The sequence below is a fragment of the Streptomyces sp. NPDC059008 genome (assembly GCF_042749045.1).
In the GTDB taxonomy this organism is placed as follows: Bacteria; Actinomycetota; Actinomycetes; order Streptomycetales; family Streptomycetaceae; genus Streptomyces.
Genome location: NZ_JBHYJC010000064.1, coordinates 14,705 through 29,485 on the forward strand (window position 1 = coordinate 14,705; position 14,781 = coordinate 29,485).

18 protein-coding genes are annotated in these 14,781 nt (G+C 71.3%); 10 read left to right on the top strand and 8 right to left on the bottom strand.

What is annotated here, in order from left to right; translation table 11 throughout:
* Positions 1 to 29: 29 nt before the first annotated feature.
* The 4 genes from ACFWZH_RS36535 to ACFWZH_RS36550 all read right to left on the bottom strand — a co-directional run bounded on the left by ACFWZH_RS36535 (position 30) and on the right by ACFWZH_RS36550 (position 3,845).
* Positions 30 to 776: a transglycosylase SLT domain-containing protein gene (locus tag ACFWZH_RS36535; protein WP_384441758.1), complete on the bottom strand. Its 747-nt coding sequence runs from the start codon at positions 774 to 776 to the stop codon at positions 30 to 32.
* A 315-nt stretch (positions 777 to 1,091) separates the two neighbouring features.
* The gene (locus tag ACFWZH_RS36540; RefSeq protein ID WP_384441761.1) at positions 1,092 to 1,808 is read right to left on the bottom strand and encodes a nitroreductase family protein; all 717 of its coding nucleotides are present in this window, start codon (positions 1,806 to 1,808) and stop codon (positions 1,092 to 1,094) included.
* 16 nt (positions 1,809 to 1,824) lie between these two features.
* Positions 1,825 to 2,973: an S-adenosylmethionine:tRNA ribosyltransferase-isomerase gene (locus ACFWZH_RS36545; RefSeq protein ID WP_384441764.1), complete on the bottom strand. Its 1,149-nt coding sequence runs from the start codon at positions 2,971 to 2,973 to the stop codon at positions 1,825 to 1,827.
* Positions 2,970 to 3,845 carry an SDR family NAD(P)-dependent oxidoreductase gene (locus ACFWZH_RS36550; RefSeq protein ID WP_384441767.1) on the bottom strand — a complete coding sequence of 292 codons (876 nt, stop codon included), beginning with the start codon at positions 3,843 to 3,845 and terminating at the stop codon, positions 2,970 to 2,972. Before ACFWZH_RS36550 ends, ACFWZH_RS36545 begins: the two co-directional genes overlap by 4 nt.
* A gap of 189 nt (positions 3,846 to 4,034) precedes the next feature.
* Between ACFWZH_RS36550 and ACFWZH_RS36555 the strand changes: the two genes are divergently transcribed.
* The 5 genes from ACFWZH_RS36555 to ACFWZH_RS36575 all read left to right on the top strand — a co-directional run bounded on the left by ACFWZH_RS36555 (position 4,035) and on the right by ACFWZH_RS36575 (position 7,047).
* Positions 4,035 to 5,180 carry a GAF domain-containing sensor histidine kinase gene (locus ACFWZH_RS36555; RefSeq protein WP_384441770.1) on the top strand — a complete coding sequence of 382 codons (1,146 nt, stop codon included), beginning with the start codon at positions 4,035 to 4,037 and terminating at the stop codon, positions 5,178 to 5,180.
* On the top strand, positions 5,173 to 5,820 hold the full coding sequence (locus tag ACFWZH_RS36560) for a response regulator (RefSeq protein ID WP_384441773.1): 648 nt from the start codon (positions 5,173 to 5,175) through the stop codon (positions 5,818 to 5,820). The genes ACFWZH_RS36555 and ACFWZH_RS36560 overlap by 8 nt, the downstream gene beginning before the upstream one ends.
* Positions 5,821 to 6,009: 189 nt before the next feature.
* Positions 6,010 to 6,252, top strand: a complete 243-nt coding sequence (locus ACFWZH_RS36565; protein WP_384441776.1) for a chaplin — start codon at positions 6,010 to 6,012, stop codon at positions 6,250 to 6,252.
* Positions 6,253 to 6,410: 158 nt separating this feature from the next.
* A complete protein-coding gene (locus tag ACFWZH_RS36570) occupies positions 6,411 to 6,656 on the top strand; it encodes a chaplin (protein WP_384441779.1) in 246 nt (81 codons plus the stop codon).
* 145 nt (positions 6,657 to 6,801) lie between these two features.
* Positions 6,802 to 7,047 (top strand): chaplin, encoded by a 246-nt coding sequence (locus ACFWZH_RS36575; RefSeq protein WP_384441782.1) that lies wholly within the window; start codon positions 6,802 to 6,804, stop codon positions 7,045 to 7,047.
* A gap of 105 nt (positions 7,048 to 7,152) precedes the next feature.
* Here ACFWZH_RS36575 and ACFWZH_RS36580 read toward each other — a convergent pair whose 3' ends face one another.
* Positions 7,153 to 7,965, bottom strand: coding sequence for a hypothetical protein (locus tag ACFWZH_RS36580; RefSeq protein WP_384441785.1), 813 nt, complete (start codon positions 7,963 to 7,965; stop codon positions 7,153 to 7,155).
* A gap of 89 nt (positions 7,966 to 8,054) precedes the next feature.
* On the opposite strand from ACFWZH_RS36580, the gene ACFWZH_RS36585 reads away from it, so the two are divergent.
* The 4 genes from ACFWZH_RS36585 to ACFWZH_RS36600 all read left to right on the top strand — a co-directional run bounded on the left by ACFWZH_RS36585 (position 8,055) and on the right by ACFWZH_RS36600 (position 11,280).
* The gene (locus ACFWZH_RS36585; RefSeq protein WP_384441788.1) at positions 8,055 to 8,867 is read left to right on the top strand and encodes an ABC transporter ATP-binding protein; all 813 of its coding nucleotides are present in this window, start codon (positions 8,055 to 8,057) and stop codon (positions 8,865 to 8,867) included.
* Positions 8,868 to 8,993: 126 nt separating this feature from the next.
* Positions 8,994 to 9,407, top strand: a complete 414-nt coding sequence (locus ACFWZH_RS36590) for an NfeD family protein (protein ID WP_384441809.1) — start codon at positions 8,994 to 8,996, stop codon at positions 9,405 to 9,407.
* A gap of 103 nt (positions 9,408 to 9,510) precedes the next feature.
* Positions 9,511 to 10,449 carry an SPFH domain-containing protein gene (locus ACFWZH_RS36595; protein ID WP_384441791.1) on the top strand — a complete coding sequence of 313 codons (939 nt, stop codon included), beginning with the start codon at positions 9,511 to 9,513 and terminating at the stop codon, positions 10,447 to 10,449.
* A gap of 63 nt (positions 10,450 to 10,512) precedes the next feature.
* Complete coding sequence (locus tag ACFWZH_RS36600; protein ID WP_384441794.1) at positions 10,513 to 11,280, top strand: sulfite exporter TauE/SafE family protein; 768 nt, start codon at positions 10,513 to 10,515, stop codon at positions 11,278 to 11,280.
* Between the two features lie 35 nt (positions 11,281 to 11,315).
* On the opposite strand, the gene ACFWZH_RS36605 is transcribed toward ACFWZH_RS36600, so the two are convergent.
* The 3 genes from ACFWZH_RS36605 to ACFWZH_RS36615 form a co-directional block, all read right to left on the bottom strand.
* Positions 11,316 to 11,819 (bottom strand): HNH endonuclease, encoded by a 504-nt coding sequence (locus ACFWZH_RS36605; RefSeq protein WP_384441797.1) that lies wholly within the window; start codon positions 11,817 to 11,819, stop codon positions 11,316 to 11,318.
* 393 nt (positions 11,820 to 12,212) lie between these two features.
* Positions 12,213 to 12,749, bottom strand: coding sequence for a YbhB/YbcL family Raf kinase inhibitor-like protein (locus ACFWZH_RS36610; RefSeq protein WP_384441800.1), 537 nt, complete (start codon positions 12,747 to 12,749; stop codon positions 12,213 to 12,215).
* A 41-nt stretch (positions 12,750 to 12,790) separates the two neighbouring features.
* Positions 12,791 to 13,573 carry a sporulation protein gene (locus tag ACFWZH_RS36615; RefSeq protein WP_384441803.1) on the bottom strand — a complete coding sequence of 261 codons (783 nt, stop codon included), beginning with the start codon at positions 13,571 to 13,573 and terminating at the stop codon, positions 12,791 to 12,793.
* A gap of 184 nt (positions 13,574 to 13,757) precedes the next feature.
* On the opposite strand from ACFWZH_RS36615, the gene ACFWZH_RS36620 reads away from it, so the two are divergent.
* Positions 13,758 to 14,408: a DNA-3-methyladenine glycosylase gene (locus ACFWZH_RS36620; RefSeq protein WP_384441806.1), complete on the top strand. Its 651-nt coding sequence runs from the start codon at positions 13,758 to 13,760 to the stop codon at positions 14,406 to 14,408.
* Positions 14,409 to 14,781: the final 373 nt, after the last annotated feature.

The window sequence follows — 14,781 nt, forward strand, 5'->3', positions numbered from 1 at the left end:
CGTGTGCGCGGACTGCGTGGACCGGCGGCTCAGTAGGCCGAGTTGACGTTGTCCATCGAGCCGTACTTGTCGGCCGCGTAGTTGCAGGCGGCGGTGATGTTGGCGACCGGGTCGTAGATGTTCCAGGACGTGCCCTCGACGTGCCACGTCTTGAAGGTCGGGTCGATGACCTGCAGCAGGCCCTTGGACGGGATGCCGTTCTGGGCGTTGATGTCCCAGAGGTTGATGGCCATCGGGTTACCGCTCGACTCCCGGATGATGTTCCGGTAGATGCCGTTGTAGGAGCCGGGGATGCCCTTCTTCGCCATGACGTCCAGCGACTCGCGGATCCAGCCGTCGAGGTTGTCCGGGTAGGTCTTGGCGGCCGGCTTCGGCGCGGCGGCGGGGATCGCGGTGCGTACGGCGGACCGGCTCGCGGCCTGCTTGGCCTTGCGCGCCTTCTCGGCCTTGGCCTTCGCCGCGGCGGCGGCCTTCGCCTTCGCGGCCTTCTCGGCGGCGGCCTTCTTGGCGGCGGCCTCGGCCTTGCCCTTGGCGGCGGACTTGTCGGCCTGCTGGGTGATGGTGGCCTGCTGGGTCTTGGCGGCGGTGTCCACCGCGCCGAAGGCCACCGGCTTGACGTTCTCGACGGCCTCGGCCTGGGTCTTGCCCTGCTCGGCGTCGGCCCCCGGGACAATGCTGAAGACCAGTGCGGCGGCACCGGCGGCGGCGACACCGGCGACGGAGAGCTTGTGCGTCCGGGTCAGGCGGTTCAGACCAGAAGTGGCGTGCTTAGGCATGGCGGGACAGACCTTCCGATGGGGGACATCGCACGGGCCCTGAGCGGCGGCGAACGCCGAGTCATGAACCACGGCGCCGAGCGACGGGAGCCATTCTTAGCGGCCGAAAATTGCCCCGGCAAAGGTGTGACGTACGATCCCGGTTAGTGGAACCCTGGGCGGGAATATTGCGTCCCGTACCGTCATTTCCCAGCTCACGCCCTATTTGGGGGACCACTAACCCGGGTCGTAAGTGATGTGCGTCCTATTAGCGGCGTCACACCACGGAACGGTTTATCTCGCCAGACGTAATTGCAAACGCACAGTCTGTAGAGGTCAGATCTCCACCATGACCTGGTCCAGGGACTTTCGGATCAAATCGGGCACTTCGCACTCCGGGGCGGGATATCCCACCGGAATCACCGCGAACGCCTTCTCGTTGGCGGGCCGCCCCAGCGTCTCCCGCAGGAAGCGCATCGGGCTGGGCGTGTGCACCAGCGCCGCCAGCCCCGACAGATGCAGCGCGGACAGCAGCATGCCGACCGCGATGCCCACCGACTCGTCCACGTAGTAGTGCTTGCGCCGGCTGCCGTCCTCGCCCAGCCAGTGCCGCTGCTGGAAGACGACGATCAGCTGCGGGGCATCGGTCAGATGCGGCTTGACCTCGTCCGTGCCCAGCGGCCGCAGCGCCGCGAGCCACTCCTCGCCCAGCCGGCCCCCGTAGGACACCCGCTCCTCCGCCTCGGCCGCCGCCCTGATCCTGCGGCGCACCTCGGGGTCCTTGACCAGGACGAACGTCCAGGGCTGCTGGTGCGCCCCGGACGGCGCGGTGGCCGCGCAGGCGATCGCGTCCCGCACCACCTGCTCCGGAACCGGGTCGGCGGCGAACTGGCGGACCGTGCGCCTGCGGCCCATCCGCTCGCGCAGCTCGGCGGCGCGGGCCAGCGACTCGGCCGCGGGCATCCGCTCGGGTCGGTAGGGGACCGGTCGGTAGGGCGCGCCGTGGGTCGGCGTCCAGCGTGTCGTTGCGTCTGACTGCGTTGGTTGCGACATACACCGAGTCTGGAACTCAGTCCGGCAGCAGCAGATGCAGATCGCCGAATTCGTGCCACAGGTAGCGGCGCCGCACCGCCTCGTCGTAGGCGCGCCGCAGGGCCGCCCCGTCCGCCGTCACGGACGCCACCGCCTGAAGCATCAGCAGATGCGAGGCGGTGGGCTCGTGCAGCCCGGTGAGCAGGCCGTCCACCGCCCGCACCCCGCGCTCCGGCGTCACCACCAGCTCCGTCCAGCCGGCCGCCGCCCGTACCCGCCCGTCGGCCCCGGTCGCCGACTCCAGCGCCCGTACGGCGGTGGTGCCCACCGCGATGATCCGCCCTCCGGGGGCGCCCCGCACCGAACCGCCGTCCCGCCGCGCCGCCCTGCGCCGCGCCCGTACGGCGTTCACCAGCCACGCCGTCGCCGGCGGCACCGTGAACCGCTCCGGGTACGGCGGCTCGAACGCCTCCGCCGACGCCACCCCCGTGTGCAGCGAGATCGGCGCGAACTGCACCCCCCTGCCGATCAGCCGGGCCACCAGCTCCGGCGTGAAGGGCCTCGCCGCGCTCGGCATCTCCGCGCTGCCGTCGCCGGGGGAGTCCTCGGCGAACACCGTCTGGTAGGCGGCCAGCGGCTGGTCCCGGTCCGTGTAGCCGTAGCGGATCGGCCGCCCGTGGCGCCGCATCAGCTCCGGCACCCGCACGCCCGCCGGCCGCGCCCACCACAGCCGCCGGCCTGCGGGGTCCACCGGGGCCTGGAGCACCAGCCGTCCCCCGCCCGGCAGCCGCACCGCCACGCCGGCCGGTCCGCCCGCCCGCGGCCGGGTGCTGCCCAGGCCGTCCGGGCTGCGCAGCTCCACCGCCCAGCAGCCGGCCACCGCCCGGCCCGCCGGGTGCCGGCGGTCCGCCCGGGTCGAGAAGTGCACCACCACCGGCTCGCCACGTCCGCGCCCGTCGCCGATCCTGCCGTCCACCGCCGCGGGCAGCGTCCGTGAGGTGTTCACCACCAGCACGTCCCCGGCCGCCAGCAGCTCCGGCAGCTCGCCGAAGGAGTGGTGGCCGATCCCGTCCGCGCCCCGGCTCACCATCAGCCGTACGGCATCCCGGCCCAGGCCCGGTCCGCGCTGCTCGGCCGGCACCCGCGCCGACAGCTCCTGCGGGACCGGGAGCACCTCCGCGATCACCGGGAGCTCGCACCGTCGGGCGCGGCCGTCAGATCCGCGGCCGTGTAGCGCCCACTGGCGGCCGCCCCGTCCAGCAGCCGCAGCAGCGCCGGGACCACCGTCTGGGGCAGCGGCCGCCCGGAGCCGTCGTCGTCCGGCACCGCGGCCGCGTACAGATCGGTCCGCATGTCGCCCGGGTCCACCCACCACACCCGCAGTCCCGGCTCCTCCACCGCCAGCACCGCCGACAGCTGGTCCAGCGCCGCTTTCGAGGCGCCGTAGCCGCCCCAGGTCGGATAGGCCTCGACGGCGGCGTCCGAGCTGAGGGTGAGAACGGCGCCATGCACCCCTACATAAGGGTGCGAAACGGACAAGTCGGTATTTTGGGAATTCTCGGAGTAAGGGTGCGGATCGTATGCCTCGGCGGGGTGCTCATCCCCCCTAAAGGGTGCCTCCCCTATATAAGGGGCCTCTGCTACATACGAGGGCGGATAGGAGAAATAAGAGGAGTCACGCAAAAGCGGCAAAGCCTCCTTGATGAGCTCCAGTGGTGCCACCACGTTCACCTCCAGCGCCCTCCGCAGCCCCGCCGCCGGCAGCTCCGCCAGCCGCACCAGCGGCTCGGCCCCCAGCGCGCTGGCGTTGTTCACCAGCAGATCGAGCCCGCCCAGCTCCCCGGCCGCGGCCACCAGCGCCGTTCGGTGCCCGCCGCCCGCCACGTCCCCGGGCAGCGCCACCACCCGACTCCCCGCCCCGCGCAGCTCCCGCGCCGCCTTAGCCAGCGGACCGGCCGCCCTGGCGTCCACCACCAGATCCCAGCCGCGTCCGGCCAGCGCCCCGGCGAGCGCCAGGCCCAGCCCCTTCGATGCCCCCGTGATGACCGCCACCGGCATGATCGCGTCCCCTTTCCCGGCCGGGCCCGCCGAGCCGAGCCCACGCCCTCACCGTAGGAACGCCACCGCCCCGCGGACGTCGGCCGACGGACCGGCCGTGGCCAGGGCATTCGGCCTAGGCCGCGGGTCCTAGGCGGAAGGCGTCGCCGGACCGATACGGGCCGCTCACCCCGCCGGTACGGTGAGGCCATGACCAACGGACCGGGAGCCGGGATCCCCGCGGTGAGCACCGCGATCCTGGCGATGAGCAGGCATCTGGAGGTACGCGACGTCCTGAAGACGATCGTGGCCTCGGCCCGCGAGCTGCTGGACGCCGAGTACGCCGCCCTCGGGGTGCCCGACGACCACGGCGGCTTCGCCCAGTTCGTGGTGGACGGCGTCAGCGCCGAGCAGTGGAAGGCCATCGGCCCACTACCCCGCCAGCACGGCATCCTCGCCGCGATGCTGCACAACGCCACTCCCGAGCGGCTCGCCGACGTCCGAGAGGACCCCCGCTTCGGCGGCTGGCCGACGGCCCACCCGGACATGTCCGACTTCCTCGGCCTGCCGGTCGCCGACGGCGACGAGATCCTCGGCGCCCTCTTCCTCGCCAACAAGCGCTGCCCCAAGCCCGACGGCGGCTGCGGCTTCACCGAGGACGACGAGCGGCTGCTCGGCATACTCGCCCAGCACGCCGCCATCGCCCTGACCAACGCCCGCCTCTACGAGCGCAGCCGCGAGCTGACCATCGCGGGCGAGCGCGCCCGCCTCGCCCACGAACTGCACGACGCGGTCGCCCAGAAGCTCTTCTCGCTCCGCCTCACCGCCCAGGCCGCCACCGCCCTGGTCGACCGCGACCCGGCCCGCGCCAAGGACGAACTGCACCAGGTCGCCGCGCTGGCCGCGGAGGCCGCCGACGAACTGCGCGCCGCCGTCGTCGAACTGCGCCCCGCCGCCCTGGACGAGGACGGCCTGGTCGCCACCCTGCGCTCGCAGATCCAGGTCCTGGACCGCGCCCACTGCGCACGGGTCACCTTCGCGGCCCAGGGTGTACGGGCGCTGCCCGCCGCCCAGGAGGAGGCCGTGCTCCGGGTCGCCCAGGAGGCACTGCACAACGCCCTGCGGCACTCGGGCGCCGAGCGCGTCGAGGTCACGCTCTCCCGCAGCGGCCAGGGGGCGCTGCTGCGGATCGCCGACGACGGCAGCGGCTTCGACCCGAAGGCCGTGCGCCGGGCCGGCCGCCACCTCGGCCTGGTCTCGATGCGCGACCGCGCCGGCGGCGTCGGGGGAAAGCTCACCGTGGAGTCGGAGCCCGGCAAGGGCACCGCTGTCGAGATGGAGGTGCCCGGTGGCTGACACCGGCTCAATCCGCGTACTGCTGGTCGACGACCACCAGGTCGTCCGCCGGGGTCTGCGGACGTTCCTGGAGGTCCAGGACGACATCGAGGTGGTGGGGGAGGCCTCCGACGGGGCCGAGGGCGTCGCCGCCGCCGAGCAACTGCGCCCGGACGTCGTCCTGATGGACGTCAAGATGCCCGGGATGGACGGCATCGAGGCGCTCCGCAAGCTGCGCGAACTGGACAACCCCGCACGGGTGCTGGTGGTGACGAGCTTCACCGAGCAGCGCACCGTCGTCCCGGCGCTGCGCGCGGGCGCGGCCGGCTACGTCTACAAGGACATCGACCCGGAGGCGCTGGCCGCGGCCATCCGCTCCGTGCACGCCGGCCATGTCCTGCTGCAGCCCGAGGTGGCCGGCGCGCTGCTCTCCCAGGACGAGGGCAACGGCGGCAGCGGGCGCGGCACCTCGCTCACGGAACGGGAGAGCGAGGTCCTGGGCCTGATCGCGGACGGCCGCTCCAACCGCGAGATCGCCCGTGCGCTGGTGCTGTCCGAGAAGACCGTCAAGACCCATGTCTCCAACATCCTCATGAAGCTGGACCTCGCCGACCGGACACAGGCGGCGCTGTGGGCCGTCCGGCACGGCATCGGGGCCTGAAACCCACACAGCTCCGGGGGTCCGACGGTCGTCCCGTACGACAATGCGTCAAGCCGAACGTCGACTTCCGATCAGAGATTCATACTGTCGTGTAGCCGTAGCCCGTTTGGCGTATCTCTCCTCAGGGCGGGCCGTTGTTCAGAGCAGTCGTGGCGGCTGGTCACGGCAACGGCAATGAGGAGCAAGAGAGTGAAGAACATCAAGCGCGCAGCGGCCATCACGATGGTGGCGAGCGGTCTCGCCCTCGCGGGCGCCGGCGTCGCTTCGGCCCACGGCCCGCAGGCCGGCGGCCAGGCCGTGCACTCCCCGGGCATCGTCTCCGGCAACAACACCCAGGTGCCGGTGAACGTCGCCACCAACGTCTGTGGCAACAGCCTCCACATCGTGGGCATTCTCAACCCCAACTTCGGTGAGCGCTGCGTCAACAACTGACCGGGGCACCACCTGCAGGATCCGCGTGACCCGCGCTCCGTCATGAACCCTGCGGGTCACGCCGGACCGGCCCCGTCACCCCTTGGACGAGCGGCCGGTCCGCTCCGCACCACCACCGTCATCCGTGGCCCCGTGCCACCACCTAAGGAACTCATCTCATGAACACCGTCAAGAAGGCCGCCCTCGTTCTCTCCGCCACCGGTCTGGCCCTTGGTGCCGCCGCCGGCGCTGCGTTCGCCACCGACGGTTCCCAGGCCGGCGGCCAGGCCGTGCACTCCCCGGGCATCGTCTCCGGCAACAACACCCAGGTGCCGGTGAACATCCCCGTGAACGTCAACGGCAACAGCGCCAACGTGGTGGGGATCGGCAACGCCGTCTTCGACAACGTCAGCGTCAACAACTGACGCTGCCCGATCACGGGCTGAACAGCTCACCTGCCCCGAGCTGTTCAGCCCGTGGGCACTGCCGGCCTCGCACACCGGCCGGCCCCGGCTCCACACAGCAACCGTCGTTTGCGGCCCTGTGTCACCCGTAAGGAACTCACACTCCATGAACACCGCCAAGAGGGCCGCACTCGTCGTTGCCACCACCGGGCTGGCCCTCGGCATCGCCGTCGGCTCCGCCTCCGCCGCCGGCGGGGCGCAGGCCGACGGCAAGGCCGAGAACTCCCCGGGCATCGGCTCGGGGAACCTCGTCCAGGTCCCCGTGCACGTGCCCGTGAACGCCACCGGCAACAGTGCCCACGTCGTCGGTGTGCTCAGCCCCACCTTCGACAACGCGAGCGCGAACAGCTGAGGTTGCCCGGAACGGGGTGAACAGCTCACCTGCCCGAGCTGTTCACCCCGTCTCGGCAACGGCCCCGTCGTCGACCACACAATGGTCCGGCGGGGTCCGTTCCGTTCACCCCCGGCGCCGCTCCCGCTCCTCCACCGCGGAGTTGTACGCCGCCACCTGTGCCCGCCGGGCCGTACGCTCCACCGGCCGCAGCGCCTCCGCACGCGCCGCGATCTCCGACGAGCTCACCGCCCCGCCGTGCTCGCCGTCCCCACCCGCCGAGCGGGCGATGTCGATCAGCGCGCCGACCCGCTGCGCGAGCTCCAGCACCCGCACCGCACGCGGCGGATATCCGGGGGCCAGCACCTGCCGTCCGGCCTCCGCCCGCGCCCGGTACGCCTCCAGCGCCGCCTGCGCCACCGGACCGGACCCGGCCACATCCAGCTTCGAGAGCAGCTCGGTCGCCTCCCGCAGCGCCTCCGCCAGCTCCCGCTCCGCCTCGCCCAGCGACGGCACGTCGGCCGGGTGCGCCTCGCGCGCCGGCAGGCAGCGCCAGACCACCTCCACATGCACATCGGGCGCGGCACCGCCCTCGGGCCCGGCCTCGTACGCCTCCGGGACCAGCCCCAGCCCGGCACCCGCGGCGAGCACCGCCTCCCCGGCCTCCAGCGCCCGCGCATTGAATTCCGGCGGGCCGCACAACCCCAGCGGATGCCCCGGTACAGGCAGCGCCACCCGCAGGCCGACCGCCCCCAGCGCCCGCAGCCGGCCCAGCGCGAGCGTCAGCCCGACCGGCTTCTCCTCCCCGGGCAGGCCTTCCACGCGGTGCACCGCATCGTCGTCCGCGATCCGATGCGCGGCTTCATCTGGCGAGACAAGTCCGGCCAAAAGGGCATTTCCCCATGCCGCCAGCCGTCCCGAGCGAGGTTCATCGAGCATGGCCCCCAGCCTAGGGAACGGCACTGACAACGAGTGGCGTAGGTTTGCAGGGGGCTGCGCCTACAGGTGTACGCGACGACCGAGAAGCAATGGGAGACAACGCGCTCATGAGCGATGTGCTGGAGCTGGTGGACGTATCCGTGGTCCGCGAAGGACGGGCTCTGGTGGACCAGGTCTCCTGGTCGGTGAAGGAGGGGGAGCGCTGGGTGATCCTCGGCCCCAACGGCGCCGGCAAGACCACCCTGCTGAATGTCGCCTCCAGCTACCTCTTCCCGACCAAGGGCACCGCCTCCATCCTCGGAGAGCAGCTCGGCAAGGTCGACGTCTTCGACCTGCGCCCGCGCATCGGCGTCGCCGGCATCGCGCTCGCCGACAAGCTGCCGCGCAGCCAGACCGTCCTGCAGACCGTCCTCACCGCCGCGTACGGCATGACCGCGAGCTGGCAGGAGGACTACGAGGACGTCGACGAGCAGCGTGCCCGCGCCTTCCTCGACCGCCTGGGCATGACCGCCTACCTCGACCGCAAGTTCGGCACCCTCTCCGAGGGGGAGCGCAAGCGGACCCTGATCGCCCGCGCGATGATGACCGACCCCGAGCTGCTTCTGCTGGACGAGCCGGCCGCCGGTCTCGACCTCGGTGGCCGCGAGGACCTGGTGCGTCGCCTCGGCCGCCTGGCCCGCGACCCGTACGCGCCCTCGATGATCATGGTCACCCACCACGTCGAGGAGATCGCCCCCGGCTTCACCCACGTCCTGATGATCCGTCAGGGCAAGGTGCTCGCCGCCGGCCCGCTCGACCTCGAACTGACCTCCAGCAACCTCTCCCACTGCTTCGGCCTGCCGCTGATCGTCGAGCGCAACGGCAACGACCGCTGGACCGCGCAGGGACTGCCGCTGACCTGAGCCCCGCCCGTCGCCCGGCCGCCCACCCCGTAGGAGCCCCTGACGCGGCGCCGGTCCCGGTCGCCGACCGATCGCGCCCTGTCCCGGTCCGCCGCACGGACCTACCATGAAGCCGTGGATCCATGGGTGTGGTGGCTGATCGCCGCCGTAGGGCTGGGTATTCCTCTCGTCGTGACCGCGATGCCCGAATTCGGGATGCTCGCGGTCGGCGCCGTCGCCGGTGCCGTCACCGCAGCGGTCGGTGGCGGCACCGTCCTCCAATTCCTCGTGTTCGCCGCCGTGTCGGTGGCGCTGATCGCCGTCGTACGGCCGATCGCCAACCGCCACCGCGGCCAGGGCCCCCAACTCGCCTCCGGAGTCGACGCGCTCAAGGGCAGGACCGCCACGGTCCTGGAGCGGGTCGACGGCGGCGAGGGCGGCCGCATCAAACTCGCCGGCGAGATCTGGTCCGCCCGCGCCCTGGACACCGAGCGGGTCTACGAACCCGGCCAACAGGTCGACGTCGTCGAGATCGACGGTGCCACCGCCGTCGTCATCTGACCTGAACACGCTGCGCCACGAGCCATGTCTCTGAAAGACTGATCAACGGCAAGCCGGTCACACCGGCCGGCACGGACCAGCAACGAAGGGCACGGGAGCCGCTGTGGAACCGATCATCATCGTCCTGATCATCCTGGTGGTGCTCGTGTTCATCGCACTCATCAAAACGATCCAGGTCATCCCACAGGCCAGCGCCGCCATCGTGGAGCGGTTCGGCCGCTATACGAGAACCCTGAACGCGGGCCTGAACATCGTCGTCCCGTTCATCGACTCCATCCGCAACCGCATCGACCTCCGCGAGCAGGTCGTGCCGTTCCCGCCGCAGCCGGTGATCACCCAGGACAACCTGGTCGTGAACATCGACACCGTCATCTACTACCAGGTGACGGACGCGCGCGCGGCGACGTACGAGGTCGCCAGCTACATCCAGGCCATCGAGCAGCTCACGGTCACCACCCTGAGGAACATCATCGGCGGCATGGACCTGGAGCGGACCCTGACCTCCCGCGAGGAGATCAACGCGGCGCTGCGCGGCGTCCTGGACGAGGCCACCGGCAAGTGGGGCATCCGCGTCAACCGCGTCGAGCTCAAGGCCATCGAGCCGCCGACCTCCATCCAGGACTCGATGGAGAAGCAGATGCGCGCCGACCGCGACAAGCGCGCCGCCATCCTCCAGGCCGAAGGTGTCCGCCAGTCCCAGATCCTGACCGCCGAGGGCGAGAAGCAGTCCTCCATCCTGCGCGCCGAGGGTGAGGCCAAGGCCGCCGCACTGCGCGCCGAGGGCGAGGCCCAGGCGATCCGGGTGGTCTTCGAGTCCATCCACGCCGGCGACCCGGACCAGAAGCTGCTGTCCTACCAGTACCTCCAGATGCTCCCGAAGATCGCCGAAGGCGACGCGAACAAGCTCTGGATCGTGCCGAGCGAGATCGGCGACGCCCTCAAGGGCCTCGGCGGCGCCATCGGCAACTTCACCCCGCCGACCGGCGGCGGCTCCATCCCCAAGCCCAGCACGCCGAAGCACGAAAATCCGCCGATCGACTGACCACCGCGCGCCCCTGGGGCATGATCGGGCGAGACCGTACCGATCATGCTCGGGGGAGCCAGCGTGACCATCTGGGAAGCCGTAGCCGTCCTCGCCGCGGGGGTCGGCGCCGGCACGATCAACACCATCGTCGGGTCCGGGACCCTCATCACCTTCCCGGTGCTGCTCGCCTTCGGGCTGCCGCCGGTCACCGCCAACGTCTCCAACACCCTGGGGCTGGTGTCCGGTTCGCTCAGCGGCGCCTTCGGCTACCGCCGTGAACTCGCCGGCCAGCGCCGCCGCCTGCTGCGCCTGGGGACCACCGCCCTCCTCGGCGGCCTGGGCGGCGCGATCCTGCTGCTGGCGCTGCCGCCGGAGGCGTTCGCCATAGTCGTCCCGGTGTTGATCGCGGTCGCACTCGTCCTCGTCGTCGCACAGCCCGCGCTCTCCGCCCGCCTCCGTGCCCGCCGCGAGCGCAGCGGCACCACCGCACACCCCGACGGCGGCCCCCTGCTGGTCCTCGGGCTGCTGCTCGCCAGCGCCTACGGCGGCTACTTCGGCGCCGCCCAGGGCGTGATCTACATGGCCTTGATGGGCCTGCTGCTCGACGAGGACCTGCAGCGCCTCAACGCGATAAAGAACGTCCTCGCCGCGATGGTCAACGGCATCGCGGCGGTCTTCTTCCTCTTCGTCGCCACCTTCGACTGGGCCGCCGTGGGCCTGATCGCCCTCGGCTCCACCCTCGGCGGCCTGCTCGGCGCGAAGATCGGCCGCCGGCTGCCGCCCACCGCCCTGCGCGCCGTGATCGTCGTCGTCGGCCTGCTGGCCATCGTCCAACTCCTCCTCAAATAGCGGGAGTCGGGCGACGGCTCAGCGGTCGGACGGTGCTACGCCGGCAGGGCCAGCCACTCCGGCAGCGCCTCGCGTACGGACACCCCCAGCGTCGACAGCAGCGCATCCGCCGGCGTCGGCTCGAACGGCCGCCGCAGCAGCTGCATCCCCGCCTGCTCCGGCGTACGGTCCGCCTTGCGGTGGTTGTCCTCCGCGCACGAGGCGACGGTATTCAGCCAGGTGTCCCCACCGCCGTGCGAACGCGGCACCACATGGTCCACCGTGGTCGCCCGGCGCCCGCAGTACGCGCACCGGTGCTGGTCACGCACCAGCACACCCCGCCGCGACCACGGCGCCCGTTTTCGGAACGGCACCCGTACGTATCTGCTCAGTCTGATCACCTGCGGCACCGGCACGTCCACCGAGGCGGCCCGGATCCGCAGCCCCGGGTGCGCATGCTCGACGACGGCCTTGTCCTGCATGACCAGCACCACCGCGCGCCGCAGCGACACCGTCGCCAGCGGCTCGAAGCTCGCATTCAGCACCAGCGTCTCGCGCATCCCGTCCACCTCCCGGACCCGCTCCGCCCCCGTGGCGAAGTTGCTCCACTGTGCAGCGGCAGGTATTCCCCGAACAACGCAATTTCCGCATGCCACAAGGGAAATGGAGCGAGATCAGAAGATGAAGAAGAAGTGGTCCGGCGGCACCCCGCACACCGGGAAACGGCATCGCTCCGGGTCCCACCCCCGTGAGACACGCGGGACCCGGAGCGAACGGCAGCCGGCGCGGACGCCCGACACACAGACGGGCTCCGGCAAGCGACTCTGGCGACACACCTGCGCCCCGCCGCTCCCGCCACTGCGGTACCAGCTGCCCGACGCCCCTGTTACGGGGCGGCGGCGCAGTACCACTCTGCGTGCCGGAAGCGCCGGGGCGCAACGGAATTACGGGGCTCAGCCCGCCGGGACCTCGTACTCGGCGATCAGCTGGGCCCGGCCGATGGCGTGGAACCGCAGATTGAACCCCACCACCGCGGGCGAGGCCTCCGCGTCCGGCCCCAGCTTCTCCTGGTCCACCGCGTACACGGTGAACACATACCGGTGCGGCCCGTCCCCGGGCGGCGGCGCCGCGCCCCCGAAGTCCCGCGTGCCGTAGTCGTTGCGGACATGGACGGCGCCCTCGGGCAGCCCCTTCATCTCCCCAGACCCGGCACCGGCCGGCAGCTCGGTCACCGACGCCGGGAGGTCGAACAGCGTCCAGTGCCAAAAGCCGCTGCCCGTCGGCGCGTCCGGGTCGTAGCAGGTCACGGCGTAGCTCTTCGTCCCCGCGGGAGCTCCCTCCCACCGCAGGTGCGGCGAACGGTTCCCCTCGGCGAAGACCTGCTCCGGCCGCAGCGTCCCGCCCGGCTCCACCTCATCGCTCAGTACCGTGAACTCCGGCACCGGCGGATGGAAATCGTGCGGGAGCGGCCGCCGCTTCAGCTCGGACACGCGAACCTCCTGGTCGCTTGCTGACACCTTGTCCGGCCAGGTTAGAGCCAGTTCCGCTTGCCACCGACCTCCGCCAGCCACTGGTTGAGGTACGCCGCCCAGTCGGTCCCCTCGAAGTCGTTGAGCCCGACCGTGAACGACCGGTAGGTGTCCGACCCCTCGCTGAACAGGCCCGGCTTCTTGTCCATCTCCAGGATGACGTCCATCTCCCGGTCGTCCGCCACGAAGGACAGCTCGACCTGGTTCAGCCCCCGGTACTGCTGCGGGGCGTGGAACTCGATCTCCTGGTAGAAGGGCAGCTTCTGCCGCGTCCCCCGGATGTGCCCCTGCTCCAGGTCAGCGGCCTTGAAGCGGAACCCGAGCCGCCCGAACGCGTCGAGAATGGCCTGCTGCGCCGGCAGCGGGTGGACGTTCACCGGGTCGAGGTCGCCGGAGTCCACCGCGCGGGCGATCGCCAGCTCCGTGGTCACCCCGACGCTCATCCCGTGCAGATGCGTCCCGAGGAACGTGGTGATCGGCGTCTCCCACGGAATCTCCAGCCCGAACGGCACCGTGTGCGCCGCCCCCGGCTGCACCTCGAACGCCCCGCCCAGCTGCACCTTGGTGAACTGGATGTTCCGCTTGTACTCCTCCTCGCCGCTCTCGACCTCGACCCGGGCCTGCAGCCCGACCGACAGCCCCTGGATCTCCTGGGCGACGGACCCGCCCTGGATCCGCACCTCGCCCTGCACCACCCCGCCCGGGACCACGTTCTCCTCGAAGAGCACCGTCTCCACCGACGCGCCCCCGGCACCCAGGCTCGCCAGCAGCTTCTTGAATCCCATGCTCGTCCTCCCCAGGCGGAACGCCTGTGCTGTGTTGTCGCGCGCCGAGATCTCGGCTCGGTTCCTGCGCATCGCTTCCTACGAACGCGAAACCGCGAAGGCCGGTTCCACGGCCCCACCCTCCCAACCCCGACGCCCCGCTGGCCAGCCGGCACCCACCACCGCTCCACTACCCTCGGGCCGCATGACCGACGTACCGGAACGAATGCCGCTCCACCGCGACTTCTTCGACCGCCCCGTCGTGGAGGTGGCCCCCGACCTCCTGGGCCGCACCCTCGTCCGCCACACCCCCGACGGCCCGATCGAACTCCGGCTGACCGAGGTCGAGGCGTACGACGGCGAGTCCGACCCCGGCTCCCACGCCTACCGCGGCCGCACCGCCCGAAACGCCACCATGTTCGGCCCGCCCGGCCACGCGTACGTCTACTTCATCTACGGCATGTGGTTCAGCCTGAACGCGGTCTGCGGCCCCGAGGGCCAGGCGAGCGGCGTCCTCCTGCGCGCCGGCGAGATCCTCACCGGCGCTCCGCTCGCCGCGGCCCGGCGCCCCAAGGCCCGCAGCGCCAACGAGCTGGCAAAGGGCCCGGCCCGCCTGGCCACCGCCCTGGACATCGACCGCGCCCTCGACGGCGTGGACCTGTGCGCCGGCGGCCAAGCGCCCCTCACCCTGCTGCACGGCCGGCCGCCCGCCCCCGCGCGGGTACGCAACGGCCCGCGCACCGGCGTCGGCGGAGACGGAGCCGACCACCCCTGGCGCTACTGGATCGCCGACGATCCGACGGTCAGTCCGTACCGCCGGCACGTCCCCCGTCGCCGCACCGCCGGCGCAACTTGACTCTCCACGGTCAACCGCCTAACGTAGCCCGAGCCGTTGGAGACGGGCAGCGCTATCTGCGCAGACCGCCAGACGGCGCAACCAACTACTCTCAACGACTCCCTGACGGGTCTTATTCGGCGTTGCCGAAATTCGATCCGCCGGCTCGATTATGAGCCGCAAGGGAAAGCCGCTAAAGTAGTAACCACGCCGAAAGGGCAGCCGAAAAAGCCGCTCCGAAGCGAACCTCCGACGGAAACCGGAACCGGAATCGAAGCGAAACCGGATCTGCTAGAGTCGGAAACGCGAAGAAGCCGAAAGGCCGAAACGCACCGGCGAAAATCGGAGCCGCAAGGATCTGATAGAGTCGGAAACGCAAGATCGAAGGGAAGCG